Source organism: Halorubrum distributum JCM 10118, from assembly GCF_000337335.1.
In the GTDB taxonomy this organism is placed as follows: Archaea; Halobacteriota; Halobacteria; order Halobacteriales; family Haloferacaceae; genus Halorubrum; species Halorubrum distributum.
Genome location: NZ_AOJN01000016.1, coordinates 1 through 25,984 on the forward strand (window position 1 = coordinate 1; position 25,984 = coordinate 25,984).

Consider the following 25,984-nt stretch of genomic DNA (forward strand, 5'->3'; position numbering starts at 1 on the left):
GAGATGTGTATAAGAGACAGGAGCCAGACGTCGGTGTCCGCGTCGCCTGTGTCGAAGCCGTCCGTCGAACCGCCGAACGTCGCCCAGACGTACACCCCTTGGGTGCCCTGGTTGACGATCTGGAACACCTTATCGAAGTTGTAAATCGAGTCCGTGCCCAGTCCGGTTCCGTCGTTGCCGCTGTCGGAGAAGTCCAGCGTGAGGACGTCGCCGTCGGTGGCGGCGAACTGGTTCCCGTTGGGGGAGTCCAGCGGCTCCATCGCGAGGTAAGCGTTGGCGTCGTCCGCGACCGAGACGGAGACGTCGCGGGTCGCTTCGACGCTGCTGAACGCGCCGGACCCGACCGCGGCGCCGGTGCTGGCGATACCGCCGATTGCGAGGATGAACTTGCGTCGTTCCATTGGTGGTTGCGTCCAGCGTGTTCGGGATCGACCCGGACCACGCATGGCTCTCTTACCACGACGATCCGACTCTACCCACCTTGTTATGAGTCGGTCGAACCGGTTCAGGACTGGCTTGATGTCTCTGAAGGGTATAGTTGTGGTTCGTGAACGACAAATTCCGGTGCCTGTTCGAGTAGACCTGTGTGAAGATAACGATTCAGAAAAGCCGCCGATGGTTCGCGACAGAGATGAGTCGGTGTGACGTTGACGCAACGTATCTCGACGCTTTCGCCGGACGGACGCCCTCAAGCGTCTTGAAGAAACATTACCTCGATTACTCCCCGGAACGGATTAAAGAGATATACGACGAGGCGGGGCTCACAGTGTGTGAGTAAGCCCGTGGCTCGTATTTGTGAAAGAGTGGAAAAGCCGCAGCCGGTTGGTGAGCGGTTCGAAAGAGAGGTCACCTATAATGCGTTATCATCGGCAATCGCACTACTGTTAATATCTTCAAATTCGGTGATTACAGCATTTCCTGTTGTATTAAACGTGTTACCTTGATCATCAAGGATGGGCTGAAGATCGAGCTTCTCGCCTTCGAAGTCGAATTCACGAGTTGCTTCATTGTCAGCGCTATACACATAGAACGGCCCACCGTTGAACACATTGTCTGCGATAGTTATGTCAAGGCTTCCAGCTTCATTCACAGTGATACCAGTAGCGACACTGTCGAACTCGTTATCGGTGATTGACGCGCTGTAGGAGCGTTTACCGCCGCCGAACGATATTGCTACACTCGTCTCGATCATGTTACTACTCACTGTCAGGTTCTCAATATTCGAGACGTATCGAGTGATCCCGATCGTGTCAGCGCTACCGTCAGCCGGTGAGATCACGTTATCGCTGATTGTCACGTTGTCTGCGCTTTCAATCGCGACACCACCGAGGCGGGGGTTTTCACTGTTGGTGTCGTTCGGAGTAATGATGTTGTTGGCAATCGTCGAGCCGCTGGCCGAATCACCGACGGCCCCCATCTGAATCACACCCTTCTGGGTGAGGCTACCACTAGCTTCGCGCTCAATAGCAAATCCATCGATGGTAACCTGTTCAGCGTCAACGGCCACGTAGCCACTGACATTTGCTTCAGCACCACGCTCGTCACTGTCACCAGCGATACCCGCGTTCGGCCCTTCGAGCGTCAGGTCCTCAACGTTAACGGTGACCGACTCATCGTACTCTCCAGGCTCAACAAAAATCACGTCACCACTCTCAGCTTTCTCGCTGATTGCAGTCTGAATCGACTCGTAATCACCATCTCCGCCGGCGTCGACGATTATGCTCTGTGGTGGGTCGTCGGGATCACTACCTGGTCCCCCATCGCCCCCGGTGAGTTCTGCCAGTTCGTCGTTGATCCGATCCTGAACGTCTGGTGGGAAGTCTTCGAGGTCTACGCCGTCGGTTTCGACGACAAAATCGATAAGTTGGAGCGTCATTCTGTTGCCTCCGCGAGGAAGTTGATCTCGCTGTCGATACTGACATCCGCATCAGTGGGTGAGAACTCGTCGACGACGAGGCTGAACGTCTCGGCGTTTCCAGTCGAGAGCGTCGACGTAGGGAAGCTCCCGTCAGGAACGGCCAGCACCGCAAGCGTGTTGGCACCGTCCGTGTCGACGAAGGTTAGTGGTGTGACGGTCAGTTCGACCTCTTGTGTGCCTTGGTTGCGAACCTCGAAGAGGTCCTCAATTACGGTGACAGCGTCCGCGTTGACCCCGGTTCCGCCAGCGTCCGTCGAATTGTTTCCGGTGAGATCGATCTCAAGTTCATCAGTGCTGTTCGTGTTCAGGTACTTGCTGTTAGCGTTTCCGGTGTCATCCAGCGAGAGGTACGCGTTTGCGTCGCCCTCGACGGTGACTGATACGTTCCGATTCGCCTCGACGCTGGTGAACGCACCTGTCCCAGTGATGATTGCACCACCTGCGCCCAACGCACCGATCGCGGCCAAGATGTTCCGTCGATTCATAGGTAGCCCCCGAACGGGGAAGGCCCACCGGCGGAATCGAACCGCCGTCACACACCAGTGTGGGTTATGTATTTGGTTCGTCTCCCTTGACGGCACTACCACCGAGGACAGTACCGATCACACCGGGCAAAGTGTGTTTGTGCCTCGTTACGGCGGGCTAACCGAGTTGGGGTTTGGAAGACCAGGATCAATCGCGTTGTTACTACTGGCCGTCTGATCGGCGACGAGAGTGGTTGTGTCTGAGCCTCCGTTGGCTGAGACGTCAGCTTCAATGTCCCCGTAAGTACCCTCCTCGTTCGTATCAATTCTCACACCAATAGCCCGTTGCTCGCCAACAGGTGCCACCAAATCCGCGTTGCTCCCGTCGATCACCTGTAGATCCGTAGACGGGTCCTCTGCGGTCTCGTGGACGTAGAATTCTACGAGGGCGCTCCCTTCATCACCAGGACTTCCATCGTCGTCGGTTAGGTCTATTGTCAATGAGTCTATACTAATAAAGGCATTCTGTGTGCCAGCGTTCTCAACACGAACCACGTCGCGGAACTCATAGACAGAAGACTGTCCACTACCGACACCGTCTACGTCCTGTGGGCTCCCATTAAAATCGAAGAAGACCCCTTCATCAGGATCCTGGCTGGCAAACTGTGCGTTAGGCTGACTCCCGCTCGGGAAGATCTGGAGGTACGCGCTCGCGTCGTCTGCCACTTCCACCGCAACGTCTCGGTCCGCGTTCACGCTCGTGAACGCGCCAGTACCGGTAGCAGCACCACCGCCTGCGGCGAGCGCGGCGAGACCAGCTAGCAGTTGTCTTCTATCCATTTTACATCACTCTCGTTAGAGGCTGCTGGTCTGGTCGGCGATGAAGGCGACAGTCCCGGTCGTGCTGACGTCCGAGTTATCGAAGTTTGTCGTGTCAACCGTTAGGTCTAGATGGACGGCTTCACCAACGTCGAGTTCGTAGCTCGACGGAGAAGTTGCGTTGCCGACCGCGTTACCGCTACCTTGGAACGCGATGTTTGCCGCCAGCTCGTCATCAGCGCTACCAGTTTGACCAGTAGTGCTACCGTCGTCGGGAATACTGGCTGCCAACTCGATGCCAGCCTCGTTACCGCTCCCGTCGGAGATCGTAAGATCGCTCAGGTCCACGCCAAGATATGCGCTTTGGGTACCCTGGTTCTGAACCTCGATCAGATCCTCAATGACCGTCACGGAGTTGGGATTGAACCCATCCCCATCGGTGTTAGCACCGTCGAAATCAAACGACACCTCACCACTACTTTTCTGTACGTACTTGTTCGAGTTCGGACTAGTGTTGCCTGCGCTGTCTCCTGCCGCCCTCGTGAGCGCGAGATACGCACTTGAATCGCCCGCAACCTCGACATCCACGCTACGATCTGCCGTCACACTCGTAAACGCNGTCTCCTGCCGCCCTCGTGAGCGCGAGATACGCACTTGAATCGCCCGCAACCTCGACATCCACGCTACGATCTGCCGTCACACTCGTAAACGCACCCGTACCGACGGCGGCCGCGCTTCCGGAAGCCAATGCGCCCAGACCAACTACGAACTTGCGTCGTTCCATGGTTGTGTGTCCGCGACCGGGCTCGCGGGGACCGTCCCGCGTCGGTCGCTTCACTTCCCCCATGTGCCCTATCCCCTATCGTTATGACACGCTCGAAGTGCCACAACCGTACCCCGAAGAAATCACGACCCGACCTCGAACTCCCACAAGCCCCGCTTGATCCGTGGCTGATCCGCGCTCGATTTTGGATCACGTCGAACTCCGGAAACGACGGCAGAAATCTGGTTTGAGACCGTAACTCGACGCTTCAAGCACCGCTTGACCCGGCCGTAAGGAGGCGCAGAACCGCCCGAAACCCGTTCGTATCAGATCAAGTATCTGATCGATTTATGTAGGGCTGTCCACAGAATAATGTTAACCGCCGAACAGGAGATCCACTCGCGGTCTCGGTCGGCGCGCGCCACACGATGCTCTCGACGAGCCCGATGGGAACGACGAGCGACGTATCGCTGCCGGAAGGGAAAATATTCGAACTGCTCGCGAACCGCCGCCGCCGGTTCACCATCCACGCGCTGAAACACGCGGGCGAGCCGATGGACGTCGCGGACCTCTCGACGCGCATCACCGCGTGGGAGCGCGGGGTCGACCCCGAGACGATCGACTACGACGACCGCCGGAACGTCCACACGGTCCTCACGCGCACCCACCTGCCGAAGCTCGACGAGCACGACGTGGTGGAGTACGACGACGAGGCGAAGGTGGTCGAACCCACGCCCGCGCTCGACGACCTCGACGTGTACATCGAGGTGTTACGCGGGCGCGAGATCCCGTGGAGCCTCTACTACCTCGGGCTCGCGGTGCTCGCCGGGCTCGTCCAAGTCGCCGTCGCGGTCGAGGCTCCCCTGTTCGCCGCGCTTGACGCGACCGCCGCGGCCGTGTTCGTCGTGACCGCGTTCGCGGTCTCCGCCGCGCTCCACTACTACTACGGCGAGCGCGCTCGTCTGGGGAATTTGGAGAAGCCGCCCGAACTGCGCGACCAATCATAATATGTGGGGATAAAGTTGTCAAAAATATACAAAATCCAAAATCAATAGTTAATTAAAATATGATAAATTCTCATTTAAACATCGCGCTGTAGGCTGTTGGATTATGATGTGTTTCTATTTTGTGGTGATTTTGCCCTCAAAATGATTCCCTGACCCGGTATAATTTCAGATCATTTTTGGTCATTATGTCGTATATTCACGGATAATCGTCGCCCAAAATACAATTTTATGTTAATAAAATATAAACGCTACCTAATATATATTTTGTATAATCTTCCGTACTCCCGTCAAACATTACAAAAGAACGGTAATCCTCTCAGTAGGTCCGTCTAAGTCCGTCACGCGTCGCCCAGCCTGCCGGATCACGAATGCCCCCGCGACCATATCCCACGGGTTCGCGCGGAGGTCGTGATCGTTCCCTCCAACCCGCCCGCGGCGACGGTCGGGAGTTAGGCGGACGGCGTCGTCCTCGTTGTCGACGCGCTCGCCGTCGCCTTCACTGTCGACGGCCGCGGAGTTGTGGTCGATCCAGACGTCGGCGTGGCGGTCGCCCTCGTAGGTGATGTAGAACACCTCGCCGACGCCGTTGATCGACCCCGAGTTGACGCCGTCGCCCTCGATGTCGGGGTTGTCCGCGGAGAGGTTGACGACGAGTTTGTTGTCCCTGTCGAGGTACGAGTAGTTGGTCGCAGCCGGCTTGAGCGAGACTTTGTCGTCGATGCGGTCGGCGGGGGCGTCAATTAGCGTCGCGTCCGTGGAGACTAACAATAAGATCACCGCCACGGCTACGATCGCAACCACAACCACCGTGTGACTACGGGACAGCATCGGAGAAACACACGTGTTACCGGGTCGAAGGTAATGGAGACTCGATGAACGTTGAGAGGAAGTTGACCCCAACGCTCCCGTGCTAAACGGGTGGCACCAGAACCTGACCGGAGGCTCTACCGTCCGGACGTGGTACGATAAAAAACGCAAGAATCGAGGTCGGCGCTAGATCTCCGCGTGGAGACGCAACGTGACCTCGTATGGATCGTCCTTGATCGGAACATCGTGCGTATCGATCCGCATACCCCCGATAAAGGAATCACCCGGAGAGAGCGCCACACTGTTCGGGTTGCCATCGAGGATCTGCTTGGCAGGGTCACTGACGTCGTAGATCGCCACCATCGGGCTGCCGGGATCGTTGATCGACTCCCCGTACACCTCGACAGTGTTCGCCCCCTGATTCACGACCTCGAACAACCCTGCTTGATTGGAGTTGGCGTCGGTTTCGAAGTGATAGATCGAATCACTTCCGAGGCCGACGTTACTCGGCTCGCTGTCGCTGGGGAACTCGAACTTGAGCAGATCGTTCTCCGTCGTCGAGCGTCCGCCCTGACCCACTTCGAGGAGACCGAGGTAGGCGTTCGCGTCGCTCTCGAGATCGACTTCGGCGTCTCGTCGGGCAGTCACGCTGGTGAACGCCCCGGTCCCGATCGTTCCGAGGCCCCCCAGCGAGAGCCCAGCGAATCCAACAAGGAGTCGACGTCGTCTCATGGGCTTGCTTACGTGCCGCTGCCGGAGACGTCCTCGGCGTGGATGGTGATATCCCTGAGGAACTGTCCGGTATCGAGGTTCCCGTTACTGTCTGTTGCGTAGTCACTGGGACTCAGGCCCGTGAGATCGATCGAGATCCCGACCTTGAGGTTGTTCCCCGTGCCCACGGTCTGTGCGTTGCTGGAGCCAACCAGAGAGTTCGACGGCCGCTGGAGCGGCGGACTCGATTGGTGGCTCCCCACGTAGAAGTCGGTCCGAGCCTTGTAATTGATGTTGGACTGGTTCGTTGTGGAACCACTGGCCTCGTCGAACTCGATCCAGACCTGTTTCCCGCTGTCGGCCTGATTTCCGATGCGGAACACGTCGTCGAACACGCTTAGTGCGTCTGCGTTCACACCGGTTCCGCCGCTCGTTTGCGACTGACCGTTCATTTCGATGGCCAGCACACCGTTAGCAGAATTTCCGACGGTCGGCGAAGCAGCCCACCCGTTATCGTTTCCTGGCGTCAGTGCGAGGTACGCATTCGCGTCGTCCTCGAGGTCGATCTCGGCGTCACGATTCGCCGTCACACTCGTGAACGCGCCAGTCCCCATCGCAGCCGCTGCTCCCGAAGCCAATGCGCCCAGTCCAACCACGAATTTGCGTCGGTCCATGTCGTATCTCACCTGTGTTCACACACCCCCGCAACCCGCCGTCCGGACCGGGAGTGCTTGGAAAACACATACGGCGGGTGGTACTTCGTTATGAGACCCCCGTTGGATCCACTGGGGGATCCCGTCGGATCCTCGACTTCCGATCGTCGCCTCACACGCTCGTCTCGTTGCCGCCGACGAGACGCTCCTGAACCCCTCGACAGTACGTACTCGACTCGAATCAGCCGATTGTGGTGACCCGCGAGACCAGCCTGAAACCCGATCGGCAACGCCGTCTCAACGGTATACATACCGAACCGCGAGTCAGGCACCCCCTGTATGGACAACGGGACGTGTTATCTTCCGTCATCCGACTGAGAGTAACAGATTAACTATCTAACTGGTTTATGTGACCTGCTTGAACAGTGTAGTTCGAAACCGGGCGTTCCGAACGAGACGAACGCCGACGAGGAGGAAACAATCGCATGGGCTCCACCACCGCACCGACGGCCGAATCGCGCTCGGAGGTCGACGACCTGTCCGAAGACGACGTCTTCGAGATGCTCTCTAACCGCCGCCGGCGGTTCGTCATCCACGCGCTCAAGCGCGCGGAGGAGCCGGTCGACGTGTCCGAGCTCTCCACGCACGTCACCGCGTGGGAGCGCGGCGTCGACCCGGACGCGGTCAAGTACGAGGACCGCCGGAACGTGTACAGCACGCTCCAGCGCATCCACCTGCCGAAGCTGGAGGAGAAGAACGTGGTCCGTGTCGACGAGGAGGCGAACCTCGTCGAGCCGACCCCGACGCTCGACGACCTCGACGTGTACATCGAAGTGTTACGCGGCCGCGAGATCCCGTGGAGTCTCTACTACTTCGGGCTCGCCGTCCTCGCGGGGCTCGTCCTCGTCGGCGTCGCGGTCGGCGTCCCGGGCCTCGCCGCCCTCGACGGGACCACCGCCGCCGTGTTCGTCGTCACCGCCTTCACCGTCTCCGCGCTGCTCCACTACCACTACGGCGAGCGCGCTCGGTTGGGGAACCTCGAAGAGCCGCCCGAGATCCGAAAACGGGAGTGACGACCGATTGACCCGGAAGTGATCGGCGCATAACTTTGCCCGTTCCCGCCGTTCCTCCGCGTACATGGGCGCGACGAGCGAGACGATCGACAGGCTGCGTCGCCCGGAGTACACCGGCGAGAACCGCTGTCTCCCGTGTACCGTAGTCAACGGCGTCATCGCGCTGCTCCTCGGGGGCGCCGCCGGGTTCGTGTGGCCTGCGGCCGGGGTCGGCACGGTCGCGGTCTCGGCAGCTACTATCTACCTCCGGGGGTACCTGATCCCCGGCACCCCGGAACTGACACGGCGGTACTTCCCAGAGTGGTTGCTCCGCGCGTTCGGCAAGGAAACGACCGTCGTCCAGCGACGGACTCCGGCGGACGAGGCCGGTGGGTCGACGACGACCGGCCGCGACGGGTCCGACTCCGCGGCGGACGCGTCGGACGCGGACGACGCCGACCGCTCGGACGCGGACGACGCTGACCGTTCGGCCGGCGACGACGCCGACCGGGACGAGATCGAGGCGCTGCTTCGCGAGAGCGGCGTCGTCGAGGACGACCCCGACGCGGACGATATCCGGCTCACGCGGGAGTTCCGGGACGCGTGGTGGCGGCGGATTCGGCGCTTCCGCGGGGACCGAGCGACCGCGGCGGAGCGGCTCGGCGCCGTCCTCGAGCTCGACCCCGACGACCTCGGCTTCGAGGAGGGAACTCGCGGAGATCTGGTCGTTACCCTCGGCGGCGATCCGATCTCGCGGTGGGATTCCGACGCGGCGTTTTACGCCGACCTCGCGGTCGAGCCAACGCTGCGCGAGTGGCTGCCGGACTGGGAGGGGCTCGGCGACCGCCGCCGAACCGAGCTGATAGCGGGGATGCGCGCGTTCCTCGAGTCCTGTCCGGCCTGTGACGCGACGCTCACGCAGGTCGAGAACGTCCGGGAGTCGTGCTGTTCGAGCGACGTCGTCGGCGTCAACGTCGACTGCGAGGCGTGCGGCGCCCGCGTGTTCAGCGGGACGTATCGGTGACCGGAGCGGCTGAAAAGCGACGTTCGGAGGGTTGGGGGCCGATCCCGGCCTACGCGGGCTCCAACCGCTCGTCCCCCTCCTTCCAGTCGAACTTGACCGCTTCGACGTCCGGACACGGGTCGCTCGGTTCGCGCGGCGACTCGCTCCGCAACACCGCCTCGTCGGGGACGATCCACTCGTCGGGGGCTCTCGCCGGGTCGCGCGTCGTTATCACGCCGGCCGCCGGAACGTCCGTCGCCACGAGGAACAGCTGGTCGCCCGACGGGACGCCGGCCCCACCGCCGGTGAACAGCACGACCTCGTCGAGCGGCGTCTCGGCGTCGAACGCGACGCTCACGGGGCCGCCCGCGTCGCCGCCTTCGGACTTCCGTTCCACGGTCTGGACGTCGCTGATCGTCGGCTCGGTCTCGTCGCCGAACGCGACGAAACTGACATCCGTGGCGGGGCCGCTGTCGCCGTCGTCGCCGCTGTCGCCGTCGTCGCCGTCGTTGCTCCCGCACTGTCCGTCGGTGTCGGCGACGATCCGCAGTCGGTCGCCCGCGAGGAGGCTCCCGTCGTCGATACCGAACGTCCGCGTCTGGATCCCGACGCAGACCGACTCGCCGACCGGGAGGCTCACCGCGGAGTCCGAGTCGTCGGGATCCGCCGAGGCGGGGTCGAAGACGAGAGTATCGTCGAGTGCGGACGAGCCGTCGTCGCGCGCGCCGGCCCGGTAGAACACGACCGACGGCGCGCCGGCGTCGAACCCGGCGCCCGGCGCCTCGGTCGCGACCGGGTCGTACCCCAGGTCGACGCAGGTCCGCGCTTTGCCCTGATTGCTGATCTGGAAAACGCGGTCGAACGAGCTGATCGCGTCGCCGTCGACGCCGGACCCGCCGTTCCCGGACGGCCCCATGTCGATCGCGATGCGACCGCGGGCGTCGGTACCGACGAACTCCGAGTTCGGCGTCGGGTTCCCGTCCGGTCCGAGGCAGGCGTCGAAGCCGAGGTACGCCTCCGGATCGCCGACCACCTCGACCCCGACCTCGCGTTGCGACTCGACGCGGGAGAACGCGCCCGTGCCGATCAGGGCGCTCCCCCCGAGAGAGGCGGCGCCGGTGCCGAGGATAAACTCTCGCCGCTTCATCGGTGCCCTCTCGCGAGTCGTTCCGTCGTGTTCCCGGTCATTGCGCTATCCTCCGGTCCGGCTGACGCGGAGCAGTTCGACGCCCTCGGAGCCGAGACTGAATCCACGTCGGTACATGGCGGGTCAGCTCGAGGGCGCGGTGTACGATCCCTGTTCGTAGAGCGTTCCCTCGTCCGGGTCGTCGATCTGGACGTCGACGGGCCGGCTCGACCCGTCGGTCAGCGGGTTCGTGGTCGTGTACGACAGCACGTACGCCTCCTCGGTGATCCCGGTCGTGATGTCGTCGATGATCGGCGTGAGGTCGGCACCGATCGAGAACTCGAACCACGTCCCGTCGTCGACGTTGTCGGCGATGTCGCGCTTGTTGACGTCGGCGTCCGTCGCGTCGGGGGCGACCGCGTAGTAACTGACGTTCCCGTCGTCGATGAACCCCTCCACCTCGGACTGGCTGAACCGCGTCCGAGGGTCGGTCTCGTCGTGGGCGCCGGCGTCGGTGATGTCGATGAGCACCCGCTGCGCTCCGGGGCGGAAGTCGGAGAGCTCCGCGCCGTCGCCCTGCTGTGCGGCCGCGTTTCCGGTCCCGACCGCGAGCGCGTCGAGGTTGTCCTCCTGCGAGTCATCGCCGCCGTCTGCGATCAGCCCGTCGACGGCGGTCTGAAAGCTGCCGGCGTCCGTGAAGTCGGTGTCGACCTCGACGATGTCCTTGAACGAGACGAGAGCGTACCGCGCGTCGACGCCCTCGTTCTCGAGCTCCGTAGTGAAGCTGTTGACCTCCGATTTCAGGTCGTCGATCGGACCGAACATGCTCCCGGTGTCGTCGAACACCACGACGATGTCGACCGCGCCGCCGGACTCGAAGGCGACGTTCTCGATCGTCTGTCCGCAGCCGTCCTCACAGACCGCGAACTCCGACGCCGTGAGGTCGCCGGCGTTCCCCGCCGGGGTGTCGACCCGGACGCGGGCGTCGACGGCCGGGAAGCCGGCGCCCATGTCGGGACCGACCGACAGGAGGTTCGAGAAGGGATCGTCCGGCGACCCGGGCGTGAACCCGCAGTCGGGACATTCGGGCTCCGGACCGGGATCGCCCGTGTCGAAGCAGTCGCCGTCGACGTCGGCCACGAGCGTGGCCTCGCCGTCGAACAGCGGGGCGTCGTCGGTCGCGTCGACGCCGAACGTCTCCGTCCGGAGCCCGATCGTCACGCACTCGCCGAGCGGGAGCGGGAGGGGTTCGCCCTCCTCGATATCGATCCGCCCGCTCGTCGTGGGGTCGTCGTCGCTGTCGCCCTCGTAGTAGAAGATGAGTTCGGCGTCCTCGCGCCCGAAGTCGTCGGGCGCGGTGTAGGAGACGCAGACGTCTTCTTTCCCCTGGTTACAGATGTCGAACATCCCGTCGAACCAGGTCTGGGAGTCGGAGTTGACGCCCTCGCCGGGTTCGGCATCAGGCCCGTCGAAGTCGTCGTGTTCGCTCACGTCGATCTGTAGGTGTCCCTGCTCGTCGAGATCGACGTAGTTCATGCTGTTCGGTGTTTCGAGGGGCTGTAACCCGAGGTAGGCGTTCGGGTCTTCGGCCACCTGAATCGTTACGTTCCGTTGTGACTCGACGCGGGAGAACGCGCCCGTCCCGAGCAGGGCGCTCCCACCGACGGAGGCGGCTCCGGCACCGAGGATGAACGTTCGTCGTTTCATGTTTTGTCAACTGGCCGTTCGGTGGTGTCACCCACCGAACGCGTCGCGGTCGTGAGTCGATTCCACCGCGTCTGACCCGCTCGCGCGGACGGACCGCCTTGAGGCCACCTGCTCACCCACCCCCGTCGTCGCACGTCGGGATGTCGCTGTCCACGACTCGCTGCTCGAACTCGTCCGTGTCGTCCTCCGCGATGTCGTCCGTGGTGATCTGCGAGAGGTCGTACGCGCTGTAGTCGATCTGCGTGAGGTACGCGTCCGCCGGGACGTTCGGATCGGGATCGCTCGTCCCGTCGTCGAAGGCGCTCTCGAGGTCGGCGTACCCGGATATTCCTTGGATGGTGTCGAACCGCGACTCGGTCAGCCCCTCGATCAGGTCGTATCGGACCGTCCCGTCGCTGTCCGTCGGCAGCGTCAAGAGCTGACCGGCGTCCATCCCGTCCCACTCGTCTCGCGGCTGTCCGACGACCGTATCGCACTCCTCCGAGGGGATGTACGCCAGGATCCCCGCCACCGGGAAGGCGGATTCACCGGATTCGAAGTCGACGCCGCCCGGTGGGAGCGGATCGAGGTTAACCGCGCTGTCCTGGTCCGGGCTGTCCAAGATGACGTACTGGAGCTCTTGATCGATCCCGGCGTCACCCACGTTCTCGATGTCGAACCCGTGGGAGCCGACGGCGCTTCCGTCCGCAACCAGCGAGACGCAGTTGAACGAGCCCTGCGCGCCACAGACCGTCTCCGCGCCCTTACAGGCGTCCTCGCTGACGTCGGCGACGAGGCTGACCTCGTCGAGCAGCTCGTCGCCCTCGGCGGGCGCGGCGATCTCGAAGTCCTCGTCCTCGCGTGTGTACACCTGAATCCCGACGCAGACGCAGTGGCCCACTTCGAGGAGGATCGAGTCCTCGGCACCCGTGAACGTCTGGAGGTCCGGATCGTCTCCGACGAGGTCGCCGTCCTCGAACGCGAGCTTCTCGGGCGTCGTCGCCTCCGGCTCCTCGTTCACGTAGAACGTGACGCGGTCCGGGTCGGCGCCCTCCTTCTCCGAGATCCAGAGGCAGACGTCTTCTTTGCCCTGATTACACAGCTGGAACACGTTGTCGAACCAGCTGATCGACTCGGAGTTGACGCCGGAGCCGCCGTTGCCCGACTCCCCCATGTCGACCCTGAGGTGGCCCAGGTCGTCGAGGTCGGCGAAACTGGAATTCGGCGTCGGGTTCCCGTCGTCTCCGATACAGTCGTTCATCCCGAGGTAGGCGTTCGGGTCCTCGGCCACTTGGACCGTGACCGAGCGCTGGGCGTCGATCCGAGAGAACGCGCCCGTGCCGATCAGGGCGCTTCCCCCGGCCGCGGCCGACCCCGCGCCGAGCAGGAATGATCGTCGCTTCATGGTCGTTTCTCCGTGTGTGTCATGGTCGTGTCGTGAGTCGCTTCGCGACGACTGCCCCGGCGCGCCGGCGGTGACTCCGCCCCGGTACCCCGAGGAGAGTCTCGCGCGCCACGCGGACGGGCGTCCGAGACATCCCGGAGCCCGCGTTGACCGGAGTTCGTCGTCGGATCATGGATTCGGTCTCGTTGATTACGACGGGTCCGTGCCGTTTGGCGCGCCCGCCGCGGGCGAATCGGCCGTGACAACGACGTCGCCGTCGATGAGCGGCGCGTCGGTGGTCGCGTCGACGCCCTTGGTCACGGTCCGGACGCCCATCTCTCGGCACTCGCCCACGGGGAGCGGGACGCTATCTCCCTCCGGGACGAAGATCCGGTCGCCCTCTTCCCCGGGGTCGTCGCCGCCCTCGGAGATGTAGTAGAAGCCGACGACCTGCTCGTCGTATCCGTCCCCAGGCGCCGTCCAGTTACCGGGGATGTCCCGCTCTGCAGGCGGGTCAGGAAGTTCGTAGCTGATGTTCGCCTCCGCCTTGCCCTGGTTACAGAGCTGGAACATCCCGTCGAACCACGTGAACGAGTCGGAGTTGACCCCCTCGCCGGGCTGCGTGTCCGGCCCGTCGAAGTCGTCGTGCTCTCCGACGTCGATAGTGAGGTGGCCGTTCCCGTCGTACTCGACGTAGTTGTTGCTGTTCGGCGTATCGAGCGTCTTCATCCCGAGGTACGCGTTCGCGTCGTTCGCGACCTCGATGCTCACTTGCCGCTGCGATTCCACTCGACTGAACGCGCCGGTGCCGAGAGCCGCGGCGCCTCCCGATGCCGTCGCGCCCACTCCGATCAGGAACTTGCGTCGTTGCATTGGTCGTCTCACCTGCGTTCGTGCCCCGAACCCCGCAGCCGGAGTTCGAAACACTACACGCGACCCGTGGTGAGACTCCCACTTCGTTATGAGATCCACGCTACCACGGCACACGGTCACCGCTACCGGAGCGAACTCGCCTTTCGATCCGGTGTGGGTCGCCTCCGCGTGCGGTGACAGCCGATTTCGGCCCCGTGAACCGGGGGAGAAGGCGGACGAGACCGCTTCACTGCTCCCCGGACACGAGTCTGAACCGTAGAGAAAAGGCAGTGATTTCCCGTAATCTGTCCGTACGGGGGCCTGCCTTCACCGAAAAAATATCTGCGTTCTTGTATTTTATGATTAACTATCCAACCACTTTATGTGATATGTTATACATCGTCTGACTGATCCGATGTAGAGCGTTACCAAACGCCGGTTCGACCGCCCAGCCGACACACCAATGACCGTCGCCACCCCCCCGGACTCGTCCGCCCGCAACGCGTCGGACCTCTCGCACGAGGAGGTCTTCGAGATCCTGGCGAACCGCCGGCGACGGTTCGTCATCCACGCCCTCAAGCGCGCCAACGACCCGCCCGACGTCTCCGAGCTCTCCCGCTACGTCACGGCGTGGGAGATGGGCGTCGACCCCGAGGACGTCCCCTACGAGGAGCGCCACAACGTCCACAGCACCCTCCGCCGCGTCCACCTCCCGAAGCTCACCGAGGCCAACGTGGTGACCGTCGACGAGGACGATGTCGTCAGGCCCGCTCCTGCCCTGAAGGACCTCGACATCTACGTCGAAGTGCTCCGCGGGAGGGAGATCCCGTGGAGCCTCTACTACCTTGGACTCGCCGTCCTCGCGGGCGCCCTGCTGCTCGCCGTTCGCGTCGGATCCCCCGGATTCGCCGCGCTCTCGTTCGTCGACGTCGGGATCTTCGTCGCCACCGCCTTCGGCATCTCCTCGGTCGCCCACCACGCGATCGGGAGACGGATGCGACTCGGAAACACCGAGAAGCCGCCCGAGGTGCGGCGCAGACGGTACTGACGCTTCGACTCGTCGGAGCGCCTCGCCTCGACGCTCCGTTATATTTCGATCCGCTCCCCGATTTCGGGCGCGCTCGCCTCGAACCCGTCCGCGCGCAGGTCCGCGGCGAACGCCTCGCAGCGGTCGCCGTGGTTCACCAGCACGCGCGCTCCTCGATACGACTCCAGGAACGACTCCAGCCCCTCGCGGTCGGCGTGCGCGGAGAAGTCGTACGACTCCACCCGCGCGCTCACCGGCCGAACGCGGCCGTTGAGTTCCAACTGCCCGCGCTCTTGGAGCTCTCGGCCCGGCGTCCCCTCCACCTGGTACCCCGTGAGCGTCACGAGGTTCGTCGGGTTCGTCCGGATCTCGGGGAGGTACGTCTGGACCGGGCCGCCGGCGAGCATCCCCGAGGTGGTGACGACCAGCGCGTTCTCGGCCGCGATCCGCTCGCGCTGCCCGTCCCGGCCCGTGACGACGCGGGCCCGGCCGACCGCCTCGCCGAACGCGTCCGCGTCGCCCAGGAACGACGGGTACCGCCGGAGGGTCTCCGTCACCTCGACGCCCATGCCGTCGACGTACGGCGTGAGGCCGTGCGCGGCCGCGACGAGGAGCAGCTCCTGCGTCCGACCGATGGCGAACGCGGGCGCGACGACGGTTCCGCCCTCCCAGATCGTCCGCTCCACGCTGTCGGCCCACGCCGACTCCACCGCGGCGCGGTCCTCGTGGCTCACGTCGGCGTACGTGGACTCACAGGCCACGACGTCGGCGTCGGGCCGCGCGGTCGTCCCCGCGACCAGCCGCTGGTCGTCCGTGTGGAAGTCGCCGGTGTACAGCAAACGCGTCTCCCCGTCGTCAATGAGGACGTGCGCGGAGCCCGGGATGTGGCCCGCCGAGAACAGCGTCACCTCGTACCCGCCGGCGTCGATCCCGCCCGCGACCGGGAAGGGTTCCTCGTAGCCGTGCCGCCGCTCGACCTCGCCCAGCCGCGCGACGTGTTCGGCGCCGAACGGGCACAGCGGGCTGTTGCCGTGGAGCTTCAGCGTGTCCTCGGCGAGGGTCCGCGCGAGTTCTCCGGTCGGCGGCGTCCAGTGGATCGGCGGTCGCCGGTCGCCCTTCAGTAGCGCGGGCACCGCGCCGACGTGGTCGAGGTGGCCGTGCGAGACGACGACCGCCTCCGGCTCGGGGTCGCGCGTCGGGTACCGCGGCGGGTCGGCGGTCATCAGCCCGTAGTCCACGAGCAGCGCGTCGTCGACGAGGAGGGCGCTCCGGCCGACCTCGCGGGCGCCGCCGAGGAACTCGATCTCCATCGACGGCCCGTAGCCGCCCGCGGCGTTAGTGTCCGTCGGTCGGGTCCCTGAGCGGAGACCGAATCGCCTCGACGACCGGCGCCGGCCCGACCACCCACACCCACGCGGCGAGCATGAGCGCCCCCGGAAGCTCCGGCAGCGCGAGCCCGGTTACGGGCCACCATCCGGCGGCGAACGTCGCCCAGACGGCGATGTGGACCGGGGTGAACGCGAGCGCGACGCGGCCGGTCGCCTCCCCCCGTCTGACCCACCCGTCGACCGCGAACACCAGCGTGATCAGTCCGTAGAACCCGATCGCCGCCGGGCCGTGAAGCGGTTCGGTGAGGTCGAAGACGCCGACGCCGCCCATCGAGGCCAGCGCCAGCGCGAGGAGGAGCGCTCGGAGGGGTCGACCCGCTCGTCCGACGCAGCCCGCGTAACAGACGCCGGCCGCGCCGCCGACGATCAGTCCCCAGTTGAACGCGGTAGCGCTCCCGCCGCGAACCCCTAAGTCGGAGAGCGCGTCGGTCGTCCACGAGAAGGTCGGATCGAGCAGGACCCCGAGCGCGATGCCGCCGAGCGCAGAGAGCGTCGCGGCGGCGCCGAACGCGGCCGCGACACGGCCGACCTCGGGAGAATCAGGTTCCGAGCCGGTGCCGGGCCGATCGTCCGTCGCGGCGGCCGCCATCGACCGCGATTAGTCGATCCGCTCGGCCGCGTCGCGCTGGACCAGCGGGTCGGCGTTCTCGACCGGGAGGGAGACGACGTCCTCGCTGGCGAGCTCGTACTCCCGCTCGTCGACGCCGAAGATGGCCCCCACGTCGCGGGTGATCCGGACGGTCGCCCGTTCGGTCCCGTCGGCCGGTTCCGAATCCGCGGTCGGCTCCGCCCCGCCGGTCGGTTCCGAATCCGCGGCCGGCGCCGCGTCGGCCGTCGGCTCGCCGCCCGCCGCTCCTACGGGCACCGCTCCGCCGTCCGTCGTCGCGTCGGCGGTCGACTCGTCGGCGTCGCCCGCGGGCGTCCCGTCGGCGACCCCGTCCGGGTCCTCGTCGACGCCGACCGCCCCCGGCGGCGCCGACTCGGGTGGCACCGGGGTCGGGTCGTCGTCGGTTTCGGTGCCGTCGCCACCGGTTCCCTCGGTCGGCTCCGGAGCGGGGGGAGCCGCGTCTTCCTCGGTCGGTGCGGGCGGGGCATCGGCGGTCGAGTCAGTCTCGGTCCCTCCCATCGCTCCGGCGAGCGCGTCCGCGGGGCCCGCGTCCGCCGGCTCCGTCCCGGCGGGAGGCTCCTCGGTTTCGGCCGCCGGGTCGCTCGGTGTCCGGTCGCTTGGTGTCCGGTCGCTCGATGCCGGATCTTCCGCCTCCACGGCTTCGGGAGCGGCCGACGCGCCGTCGGCGGTCGGGCCGTCGTCCGGAACCGGCGACTCGCCCGCGAGCACGTCGAGGACCTCCGACTTGTTCGCGGTGATGCGCTCGACGAGGTCGTCGAACAGCTTGCGCTCCTCGGTGGTCATCCCCTCCTCGTCGACCGACATGTCGGCCGCGGCGAAGGAGGCGAGCTTGACGACCTTGCCGACCCGGCGCTCGTACAGCGCCTCGGCGACCTCCTCGGCGGTCTCCACCTCGTCGGAGAGCCGGCGGACGTCGTCGTCCGCGAACGGGTTCTCGACCTGCTCGGCGCGGCGGTCGCGCGCGGCGCGGAGGTCCGCGACGTACGCGCCCACGTCGTCGTAAAACGAGTCCCGCAGGTGCTGGAGGCTGTCCTTCCGGCGCTCCTTCGCCTGCGCGGATCGGAGTTCGTCGAGGTTCATCTGTGGTCGGTCATCGTTCGGGGGCTTTCCGCGCCTCGCCGCGGGCCATCAGGAACGCTCCCGCGAACTCGGGCACGGTGTTTCTACCGGATTCAACTCTGACGCGCTCGCCGTTTAATTCTACCGTCCGATCCGCGTCCGTCTCGATCCGGATCTCGCGGCCGACGAACCGGTCGGGGACCGCGTCCCGCAGGGGGTCGAAGTCGGCGAGCTCGTCGCGGTCGAGCGGCGTGACGACCAGCGCGGAGCCGCCGTGGAGCGTCCCCGGCAGCCGGATGAGCCGCCGCGTATCGGTGGTCACCGGCTCGTCGATCGGCGCGGCGTCGGTGGCGGCGACGCGCGCGGCGAGCGCGGAGACGAGCCGTCGCACGCCCGGCCCGCCGGCCTCCACGTTGCCCTCGCGGACCGCGGTCGGGTTCCGGTCGAACGCGCCGAGGATCGTCTGTGCGCGCCCCTCGCCGATGCCGTCCAACTCCATCAGCTCCTTGCGCGCGTCGTCCTCGTCCATCTCGCGGAGGTTGTCGGCGTAGTTCACCAGTTCCTCGTGGACGCGCGCGCCCCATCCGCCCTCGGTGCGGAGGACGCGCTTCGTCGTGCCGCGGTCGGAGACGGTCCGGATCAGGTCGTCGGTGTCGAGGTCGATGGCGCGCACGTAGTCGACGATCTCGCGGCGCGCGTCGCTGTCAAGCTCTCGGACGCTCTCGTCGCGGACGTGGACGTGGTAGCCGCGCCCGCCCGAGAAGACGACGGTCACGTCCTCGAACGCGAAGTCGTCGTCGATGAAGTCCAACAGGCGCAGGAGGGCGTCCTTACAGGCCGCCAGCATCTCCGGGTACGAGGTGGTCTCCGGGTCGACGCCGGGGAGGTGGTCGGCGTCGAGGTCGAAGACGAGGTCGGCGTTGCGCCACCCCTTCTGTCCCATCGTCGCCGCGCCGGGATTGTCGTAGCGCGCGGCCGAGAAGTAGGCGTGGCGGGGGGCGTTGTCCGCGAAGAACGTGTCCACGTCGCCGAGGTCGAACAGCGACTGGTGGCGGACCATCGTCGTCCCCGACCCGGGGGTCCACGGGATGTGACCCCACTCGCGGAGGTTCGCGTCGGGCGGGAGCGACAGCGAGACCGACCGGTAGTAGTCGCCGAACCGCCCCCGGAGGTACTCGCGGGTCCGCTCGTCCATGTCTCCTCTCGTACCCGCGGTCGACGTATCAACGTTACCGTTCGCCGGCGACCGCGACAGCGACCGTTTATAAATAAACGAGGCGGAGGCGCGTGCCGACGAGCGCCCGCAGGGCGCGATGTCGCACGCGCGAGGGAGTCGGGCGCGACGAGGGCGACCGAAGGGAGCCCGATGGACGCGCCCGACGAGGCTGGGGAGGCGTGAGGTGCTGTGCGGAGCGGGGCGGGACTCAAAGGGGCAGCCGGGAGGACGAAGCCCGACGACGTAAGCACCGCAAGGAAGGAGCGGTAGCGACTGACTGAGGAGCGCAACGAGTCGCGCGAGTCCTCCCGGCTGGGGCTTTGGAAGTGGCACCGTCGATCCGCTGTCTCCTATTTATATGCGAACCGATGGGAATTTGACACAGTTCTCTACCGGAATCACCTATCAACGCCGGCCGTCGACAGTATTTTACTCGACAGATTCGTCGACCGCACACGGCTGGTCCCCATGCTCGACGAGATATTCGACGTAGTCATCGATGAGGTCGCCAAACTGGTCCCCGACGTCGTGTGGGGTGCCATATTTCTGGTAACCGGCGCCTTGGTGACGATGACCGGCGTGACGATGGTACTCGGTATGACGACGCTCAACGGATCGGTACGTCTCGGTGGCCTGCTGACTGCCGTCGGCCTGCTGCTGATCGTCGGACCGCTCGTCGCGAGGTACCGATAACGCTCGACTGCTCCGATCCTCTCGGCCACAACACTATCCGAGGCGGCTCCGTACCCCTTCGCATGCGCTCCGAAGAGGAGGTCAGAGAGCAGTACGAGTTCCTCCGCGAACAGTTGGAGGACGAGGAGATGAACCACCGCGGCGTCGAGGAGCTGTTCACCCACTACAAGCGCGCGCTCGGATGGGTGTTAGAAGAAGAACATATGTGACCGACGTACGACACGTTTATCACTCTCTACGGTGTACGATGAAGTGACGCTTCGTCTGGAGGGCCGAAGCGTCAGCGGGGACCAATCGGCAGGCCCGACGCGGCTTTTTTCCGCGTCGGGCGTGCCTTCTTCCGACACTCGACCGCGTAGCGGCCCGCTTCTCGTTTCGCGCCCGAGCGAACGCGCTTCCCGAGATCTCAATTCCCGCGATCCCGACCGACGGGCCGCTGTCCTCGCGTTCGCAGACGTATCAGACGCCGAAAACGACGTCCGGCCGCGGATGCCCGAATCCGCTACGCGTGCGAGTTACGGAACTGACAGAACGGAGGCGTCTGTTACGGGGACGTAGGGGACGGCGCGTGGTCGTACGAGGACTGATATAACGGTATATTTATTTATTCTCGACAGGTATGTACAGTCAGTTGTATGTACGACCTCACAGGTTTTCAGCGAGACCTGCTCTACGTGATCGCGGGGCTCGACGAGCCGCACGGGCTGGCCATCAAGGAGGAGCTCGAAGAGTACTACGAGAAGGAGATCCACCACGGCCGCCTCTACCCGAACCTCGACACGCTCGTCGAGAAGGGGCTCGTCGAGAAGGGCCAGCGCGACCGCCGCACGAACTACTACACGCTGACCCGCCGCGGGCGCCGCGAGATCGAGGCCCGGACCGATTGGGAAGCCGAGTACATCGAGCACTGACCCGACAGCCCGTCGCTCCCGCACCCGGTCGATAGCTCTGCCCGTTCCGTTCTTTCTCGCTCCGTTCTGCTCGTTTTCCGGTCGTCGACGCGCCGCCGCGAACGGTTGGATTCAAGTCCGCCCCGGCGGAACCCGGTCGTATGCAACCGGGAGATCGCGTCCGCGTTGAGCGCGGGGGCGTCACCAACGAGGGCGTACTGCTCCCCTCCACGACGCGCGACCACCTCGTCGTCAAGCTCGACGGCGGCTACAACGTCGGTATCGACCGCGAGGAGGCCGACGTCGAGGTGCTTGAGTCCGGCGTCCGCGAGGTCGACCCCGCGGCCGACGACGGCGGCGGCGACGACGCCTCGGAGATCACCTTCGACGAGGACCTGCCCACGGTCTCGCTCATCTCGACCGGCGGGACCATCGCCTCCACCGTCGACTACCGGACCGGCGCCGTCACGGCCCAGTTCGACGCCGAGGACGTCCTGCGGGCCGTCCCCGAGCTCGCCGGCCGCGCGAACTACCGCGGGCGGGTCGTCGCGAACATCCTCTCGGAGAACATGGAGCCGTCCATCTGGCGCGACCTCGCCGACGCGGTCGCCGAGGAGATCGAGGCCGGCGCCGACGGCGTCGTCGTTATGCACGGAACCGACACGATGCAGTACTCCGCGTCCGCGCTCTCGTTCATGCTCGACTCGCCGGTGCCGGTCGTGTTCACGGGAAGCCAGCGCTCCGCGGACCGGCCCTCCTCCGACAACGTGATGAACGCGGTGTGCGCCGTCGAGGCCGCGAAGGCCGACCACGCCGAGACGCTCGTCTGTATGCACGCGAGCCCGTCCGACGACGCCTGCGCGCTCCATCGCGGCACGCGCGTCCGCAAGAACCACACCTCCCGTCGGGACGCCTTCGAGACGGTCGGCGCCGCGCCCCTCGGCGTCATCGACTACGAGGCCGCCGCCGAGGCGGGCGCGGAGGGCGACGCGGCCGAGGCGGCGATCGAATGGAACCGCGAGCCCACTGCGCGCGGAAGCGCGGAGCGATCGGTCGATCTCGCGCCCGACCTCGACGGCGACGTCGAGCTCGTCAAGTTCACGCCCGGGATGGACCCGGCGGCGTGGGAGTACCTCGACGACAAGGACGGCGTCGTGATCGAGGGCACCGGGCTCGGCCACGTCCACACCGACCTCATCCCGCGGATCGAGGCGCTCGTCGAGGGGGGGACCGTCGTCGCGATGACGAGTCAGTGCCTCGACGGGCGGGTCTGCGACCGCGTGTACGACACCGGCCGCGACCTGCTCGACGCGGGCGTCGTCGAGGCGGGCGACACCCTCCCCGGCACCGCGAAGGTGAAGCTGATGTGGGCGCTCGCGAACCGCTCCGACCCCGCCGAGGCGATGGGCCGCGACCTCGCGGGCGAACTGACCGAGGAGTCGCAGCCCTGGCGATGACGGGATCGGAGGGAGAGCCGGCGTCCAACTCCGGGTCGGGGCCCGATTCCGACTCGGCGCCCGCCCCCGTCGTCCGCGAGGCGCGTCCCGCCGACGCCGACGCGGTCGCCGCGTTCACCGCCGACACCTGGGGCGAGCGCCACGACGACTACATCCCGCGGGTGTTCCCGGAGTGGGCCGAGTCCGACGACCCCGACCGCGGCACCTTCGTCGCCACGCTGCCCTCGGAGGCGGTCGAGGCCGCCGGCCTCGACGACCGAGAAGCCGGTGATACGCACGTCGCGGGCGACGGCGACGGCGCCGCCGACGCGGGCGATCCCGAGGCGGTCGTCGGCTGTATCCAGGGCGTCTCGCTCTCCGAGTGGGAGGCCTGGGGACAGGGAATCCGCGTCGACCCCGCGGCCCGGGGCCACGGCGTCGGCACCGCGCTCTCGGAGGCCGCGCTCGACTGGGCGCGCGACCGCGGTGCGGCGGTCTGCCGCAACATGGTGTTCTCGTGGAACGTCATGGGGCTCGGCCAGTCGCGCGCGGTCGGCTTCGAGCCCGAGACGGAGTTCCGGTTCGCGGAGCCGGAGCCCGATCCGGACGCGCTCGACGGGAGCGACGCGGGCGATTCCGCCGCGGTCGACATCGCCGCCCTCGACGACCCCGACCCGAACGCGGCGTGGGCGTTCTGGAGCGACAGCGACGCCCGCGACCGCCTGCGCGGCCTCGCGCTCGACCCCGACGAGTCGTGGGCCTGCTCGCAGCTCACCCGGGAGCGGCTCGCGACCGCCGCGGCCGAGGACCGCCTGCTCGCTGTCGGCGACGCGGGCGGGCTCGCCGGGGTCGCGGTCCGGACCCGCGTGACGGAGCGCGAGGTCGACGGCGAGACCACCAGAACCGCGACGTACGGCGTCGCCGCGTGGCGCGACGTCGACGCGGCGGGCGCGCTGTTCGACGCGGTCGCCGCCGACGCCGCGGGGGTCGACGCGGACGGCGCCCGCGCGCTGATCCCGGAGACGGTCGAACACGTCAGCGACGCCGCCGCGAACCGCGTGTCGGTCGCGGCCGAGCCCGACTTCGTGATGTGCGCGGACCTCACCGGTGGGCGATGACCCTCTTCGGCGTCGACCTCCCGTGGTCGCTCCCGCTCACGCTCGTGATCTACGGCGTGGTCGTCGCCGCCGCCGTCTGGATCTACCGCGACGCGAGGGCGCGCGGGAGCCGCTACGCGGTCGTCTGGGCGCTCTCGACGCTCCTCCTCACTATCGTTCCGGTGTTGGCGTACCTCTACCTCCACCGCGAGGCCGGTCCGGCGCGCTGAGTCGGTCGCGTCCCCGACCGGCTCGGTCCGGTATCGCGCCGGGCCGGCCGCTCCCGGCCGCTTATGTGCGACGACCAGAAACGACCGACGGATGCCAGCCCTCCCTCTGACCGACCGGGTACGCGCGCTCGGTCGCGGCCGCCGGCCGCGCGCGCTCTCGGTCGCAATCGCCAACCTGCTCCCGCTCGTCGGCGTCGTCGCGCTCGGCTGGAACGCGGCCGCCCTGATGACGCTGTACTGGTTCGAGCTCGGGATCGCGTCCGGCTGGGCGCTCCTCCGCGCGCTGTTCGCCGGCCGACCGTCCGAGATCGAGCGCGAGGTCCTGCTCTCCGGACCGCTCGCGCAGCGACGACTCGGGCTCTCGATCCCTCGAACGGGCCTCTCGATCCGGCTCTCCTCGCTGCTCGTCCTCCCCATTGCCGCGCCGATCCTCGCGGTCGTCTGGGCGGTCGTCGGGACGCTCACAGTCGGCGTCGTCGTCGAGGAGGGGACGGTCCCGACCGTCGTCGACACGGTCGCGCTCGCGACGCTCGCCCTGTTCGTCGGCGAGGGAGCGACGACGCTCGTCGAGTACTTCGGCCGCGGCGAGTACCGCGACCACAGCGCCCAGACGGCGTTCACGGGCGTGTTCGCCCGCGGCGCGGCCATCTTCCTCGGCGCGCTGTTCACCGTCACGATCGTCGCCGCGGGGACCTTAGAGGACGACACGCCGATCTCCGCGCTCGACGCCGACGCGGTCGGACTCCCGCTCCTGCTCGGGATCGTGGCGGTGAAGGCCGCGTTCGACCTCGGCGGGCTGTACGGCGACCGGCTGGCGGCGTTCGACGAGTCGTCGTCGCTCGATCTGGGGTTCTCCTACGACCCTCCCGAGCCAGAACCGGCGGACGGGTCGCTCGCGGAACCGGTCGAGACGGTCCGCCAGCCCCGACGCGCCCGGGTCGCGGGGGCGCTGACGACTCCCCTCGGCCATCCGGGACTGTGGTACATCGCCGGGTCCTTCGGGTTCGTCGGTCTGCTGTTCGCGATCGGCGGGAACTGGCCGACCGCCGGAACCCTCGGCGCGCTTGCCGTGGCGGTCCCGCTGGCGATCGCCGCGCTCGACCACGAACTCCGGTACGGACTCGTCGAGTACCGCGCCGGCGACGACGCGCTCGTCGCCCGCGACCGCCTGTCCGGCGTGGCGCTGTGGCGCGTCGAACCGTGGGACGAGACGGACCTACGGGTGGAGCGGAGCCGACTCGACCGGCGACTCGGGACCGAGACCGTCGCGATCGAACTCCGCGACGACGAGTACCGGATCCCGGGGCTCGACGACGCCGAGCCGGTCCTCGACGTGTTCGACAGGCAGCCGGAGCGTCCCGACGGGTCGGCCCGACCGGACGGGTCGGGCCGATCGGACGAGTGAACGGCGTCACCGTTCCGCGTCGTCCGCTTCGTCCGCGTCGTCGCGCCCGTACAAGGGGTGTGCGTCCCCGACGAGGCGCTTGAACGCGAGGATGACGGCCGCGTGGAAGGCGACGAGGACGGTCACGCTCGCGACGATGATCGCCACCTCGGCGGGCGTCGAGAGCAGGCCGAGCGAGACGATGAGCGTCGTCGCGCACGCCGGCGGGTGGACCCAGTCGGTCGCGATCATCGCCCAGCTGGTCGCCACGAGCGAGGCGACCGCGCTCGCGGTCAGCCGGAACCCCTCGGGGGAGAAGGCGGGCGGCGTCGCCGTCAGCGCGGCGCCGTCGGCGATGACCGTCCACGCCGCCAGCCCGGCGACGCCGCCGATCAGGTGACTCGCGACCACGCGAACGGCGCGCTCCCGCTCGCTCCGGCGGTCGAACGCGAGGACGAACGCCGACGGGCCGAGGCTCGGGAAGACGAACGGCTGGCCGGTCGCCCACGCGACGAGACCGAGGACCGTGAACAGCAGGCCGGCGTACAGGCTGGTCCCCAGACGGCGACGCATTGCGACCCGGTCGGCGAGCGACTCACATAGGCCCGGCGGATCGCCGGTACCGAGGCGCCGAGCCACCTCGGCGACGCGGACGCGGGGCGGCGCTATCGCTCGCGATAGCCGAACCCGA

Annotated in this window: 27 protein-coding genes and 2 pseudogenes; 12 read left to right on the forward strand and 17 right to left on the reverse strand. The window is 66.4% G+C overall.

Going from position 1 to position 25,984, the window contains the following annotated elements; genetic code table 11:
- A pseudogene (locus tag C466_RS01645) lies at positions 1-401 on the reverse strand (LamG domain-containing protein); the annotation flags it as partial.
- Positions 402-586: 185 nt separating this feature from the next.
- Between C466_RS01645 and C466_RS17535 the strand changes: the two are divergent.
- Positions 587-778: an integrase gene (locus tag C466_RS17535; protein WP_152418567.1), complete on the forward strand. Its 192-nt coding sequence runs from the start codon at positions 587-589 to the stop codon at positions 776-778.
- Between the two features lie 72 nt (positions 779-850).
- Here C466_RS17535 and C466_RS01650 read toward each other — a convergent pair whose 3' ends face one another.
- The 4 genes from C466_RS01650 to C466_RS01660 form a co-directional block, all read right to left on the reverse strand.
- Complete coding sequence (locus C466_RS01650; protein WP_004597267.1) at positions 851-1,876, reverse strand: right-handed parallel beta-helix repeat-containing protein; 1,026 nt, start codon at positions 1,874-1,876, stop codon at positions 851-853.
- A complete protein-coding gene (locus C466_RS01655) occupies positions 1,873-2,403 on the reverse strand; it encodes a hypothetical protein (RefSeq protein ID WP_004597266.1) in 531 nt (176 codons plus the stop codon). The genes C466_RS01650 and C466_RS01655 overlap by 4 nt, the downstream gene beginning before the upstream one ends.
- Positions 2,404-2,550: 147 nt before the next feature.
- On the reverse strand, positions 2,551-3,222 hold the full coding sequence (locus C466_RS16400; RefSeq protein WP_152418566.1) for a hypothetical protein: 672 nt from the start codon (positions 3,220-3,222) through the stop codon (positions 2,551-2,553).
- 15 nt (positions 3,223-3,237) lie between these two features.
- On the reverse strand, positions 3,238-3,789 hold the full coding sequence (locus tag C466_RS01660; RefSeq protein WP_239641173.1) for a hypothetical protein: 552 nt from the start codon (positions 3,787-3,789) through the stop codon (positions 3,238-3,240).
- Between the two features lie 603 nt (positions 3,790-4,392).
- Here C466_RS01660 and C466_RS01665 point away from each other — a divergent pair.
- Positions 4,393-4,971 (forward strand): DUF7344 domain-containing protein, encoded by a 579-nt coding sequence (locus C466_RS01665; RefSeq protein ID WP_004597264.1) that lies wholly within the window; start codon positions 4,393-4,395, stop codon positions 4,969-4,971.
- Between the two features lie 324 nt (positions 4,972-5,295).
- Here C466_RS01665 and C466_RS16410 read toward each other — a convergent pair.
- The 3 genes and pseudogenes from C466_RS16410 to C466_RS01680 form a co-directional block, all read right to left on the reverse strand.
- Positions 5,296-5,420 (reverse strand): annotated as a pseudogene (locus C466_RS16410) (inositol monophosphatase family protein); the annotation flags it as partial.
- A gap of 544 nt (positions 5,421-5,964) precedes the next feature.
- Positions 5,965-6,510: a hypothetical protein gene (locus tag C466_RS01675; RefSeq protein WP_004599540.1), complete on the reverse strand. Its 546-nt coding sequence runs from the start codon at positions 6,508-6,510 to the stop codon at positions 5,965-5,967.
- 8 nt (positions 6,511-6,518) lie between these two features.
- Positions 6,519-7,163: a hypothetical protein gene (locus tag C466_RS01680; protein WP_239641174.1), complete on the reverse strand. Its 645-nt coding sequence runs from the start codon at positions 7,161-7,163 to the stop codon at positions 6,519-6,521.
- Positions 7,164-7,627: 464 nt separating this feature from the next.
- On the opposite strand from C466_RS01680, the gene C466_RS01685 reads away from it, so the two are divergent.
- Together C466_RS01685 and C466_RS01690 are read left to right on the forward strand one after the other, a co-directional pair.
- Complete coding sequence (locus C466_RS01685) at positions 7,628-8,215, forward strand: DUF7344 domain-containing protein (protein ID WP_004597260.1); 588 nt, start codon at positions 7,628-7,630, stop codon at positions 8,213-8,215.
- Positions 8,216-8,279: 64 nt separating this feature from the next.
- Positions 8,280-9,218 carry a hypothetical protein gene (locus C466_RS01690; protein ID WP_004597259.1) on the forward strand — a complete coding sequence of 313 codons (939 nt, stop codon included), beginning with the start codon at positions 8,280-8,282 and terminating at the stop codon, positions 9,216-9,218.
- A 49-nt stretch (positions 9,219-9,267) separates the two neighbouring features.
- Here C466_RS01690 and C466_RS01695 read toward each other — a convergent pair whose 3' ends face one another.
- The 4 genes from C466_RS01695 to C466_RS01710 all read right to left on the reverse strand — a co-directional run bounded on the left by C466_RS01695 (position 9,268) and on the right by C466_RS01710 (position 14,266).
- Positions 9,268-10,344 (reverse strand): hypothetical protein, encoded by a 1,077-nt coding sequence (locus tag C466_RS01695; protein ID WP_004597258.1) that lies wholly within the window; start codon positions 10,342-10,344, stop codon positions 9,268-9,270.
- Between the two features lie 123 nt (positions 10,345-10,467).
- Positions 10,468-12,030, reverse strand: a complete 1,563-nt coding sequence (locus tag C466_RS01700; RefSeq protein WP_004597257.1) for a VWA domain-containing protein — start codon at positions 12,028-12,030, stop codon at positions 10,468-10,470.
- Positions 12,031-12,142: 112 nt separating this feature from the next.
- A complete protein-coding gene (locus tag C466_RS01705; RefSeq protein WP_004597256.1) occupies positions 12,143-13,414 on the reverse strand; it encodes a hypothetical protein in 1,272 nt (423 codons plus the stop codon).
- Between the two features lie 189 nt (positions 13,415-13,603).
- Entirely contained in the window at positions 13,604-14,266 is a 663-nt protein-coding gene (locus tag C466_RS01710) for a hypothetical protein (protein ID WP_239641175.1), read from the reverse strand.
- A 442-nt stretch (positions 14,267-14,708) separates the two neighbouring features.
- Here C466_RS01710 and C466_RS01715 point away from each other — a divergent pair, with 442 nt between their 5' ends.
- Positions 14,709-15,293, forward strand: coding sequence for a DUF7344 domain-containing protein (locus C466_RS01715; protein WP_004597254.1), 585 nt, complete (start codon positions 14,709-14,711; stop codon positions 15,291-15,293).
- A 38-nt stretch (positions 15,294-15,331) separates the two neighbouring features.
- On the opposite strand, the gene C466_RS01720 is transcribed toward C466_RS01715, so the two are convergent.
- From C466_RS01720 to priS, 4 genes are read right to left on the reverse strand one after another with little or no spacing between them, the layout of a single operon-like run.
- Positions 15,332-16,582, reverse strand: coding sequence for an MBL fold metallo-hydrolase (locus C466_RS01720; protein WP_004597253.1), 1,251 nt, complete (start codon positions 16,580-16,582; stop codon positions 15,332-15,334).
- 25 nt (positions 16,583-16,607) lie between these two features.
- Positions 16,608-17,249 carry a DUF998 domain-containing protein gene (locus C466_RS01725; RefSeq protein ID WP_004597252.1) on the reverse strand — a complete coding sequence of 214 codons (642 nt, stop codon included), beginning with the start codon at positions 17,247-17,249 and terminating at the stop codon, positions 16,608-16,610.
- Between the two features lie 9 nt (positions 17,250-17,258).
- Entirely contained in the window at positions 17,259-18,368 is a 1,110-nt protein-coding gene (locus tag C466_RS01730; protein ID WP_004597251.1) for a DNA replication complex subunit Gins51, read from the reverse strand.
- Positions 18,369-18,378: 10 nt separating this feature from the next.
- Entirely contained in the window at positions 18,379-19,542 is a 1,164-nt protein-coding gene (priS, locus tag C466_RS01735; RefSeq protein ID WP_004597250.1) for a DNA primase small subunit PriS, read from the reverse strand.
- Between the two features lie 489 nt (positions 19,543-20,031).
- Here priS and C466_RS01740 point away from each other — a divergent pair, with 489 nt between their 5' ends.
- From C466_RS01740 to C466_RS01765, 7 genes are all read left to right on the forward strand, one after another.
- Positions 20,032-20,256: a hypothetical protein gene (locus C466_RS01740; RefSeq protein ID WP_004597249.1), complete on the forward strand. Its 225-nt coding sequence runs from the start codon at positions 20,032-20,034 to the stop codon at positions 20,254-20,256.
- Positions 20,257-20,318: 62 nt separating this feature from the next.
- Positions 20,319-20,465: a hypothetical protein gene (locus C466_RS16860; RefSeq protein ID WP_004597248.1), complete on the forward strand. Its 147-nt coding sequence runs from the start codon at positions 20,319-20,321 to the stop codon at positions 20,463-20,465.
- Between the two features lie 426 nt (positions 20,466-20,891).
- Positions 20,892-21,167 (forward strand): PadR family transcriptional regulator, encoded by a 276-nt coding sequence (locus C466_RS01745; protein ID WP_004597247.1) that lies wholly within the window; start codon positions 20,892-20,894, stop codon positions 21,165-21,167.
- Between the two features lie 140 nt (positions 21,168-21,307).
- Complete coding sequence (gene gatD, locus C466_RS01750) at positions 21,308-22,603, forward strand: Glu-tRNA(Gln) amidotransferase subunit GatD (RefSeq protein WP_004597246.1); 1,296 nt, start codon at positions 21,308-21,310, stop codon at positions 22,601-22,603.
- Positions 22,600-23,700, forward strand: coding sequence for a GNAT family N-acetyltransferase (locus C466_RS01755; protein WP_004597245.1), 1,101 nt, complete (start codon positions 22,600-22,602; stop codon positions 23,698-23,700). Before gatD ends, C466_RS01755 begins: the two co-directional genes overlap by 4 nt.
- Positions 23,697-23,909, forward strand: coding sequence for a hypothetical protein (locus C466_RS01760; RefSeq protein WP_004597244.1), 213 nt, complete (start codon positions 23,697-23,699; stop codon positions 23,907-23,909). Before C466_RS01755 ends, C466_RS01760 begins: the two co-directional genes overlap by 4 nt.
- A 91-nt stretch (positions 23,910-24,000) precedes the next feature.
- Positions 24,001-25,314 (forward strand): DUF6498-containing protein, encoded by a 1,314-nt coding sequence (locus tag C466_RS01765; RefSeq protein WP_004597243.1) that lies wholly within the window; start codon positions 24,001-24,003, stop codon positions 25,312-25,314.
- A gap of 6 nt (positions 25,315-25,320) precedes the next feature.
- On the opposite strand, the gene C466_RS01770 is transcribed toward C466_RS01765, so the two are convergent.
- Positions 25,321-25,866 carry an HPP family protein gene (locus C466_RS01770; RefSeq protein WP_004597242.1) on the reverse strand — a complete coding sequence of 182 codons (546 nt, stop codon included), beginning with the start codon at positions 25,864-25,866 and terminating at the stop codon, positions 25,321-25,323.
- Positions 25,867-25,984: the final 118 nt, after the last annotated feature.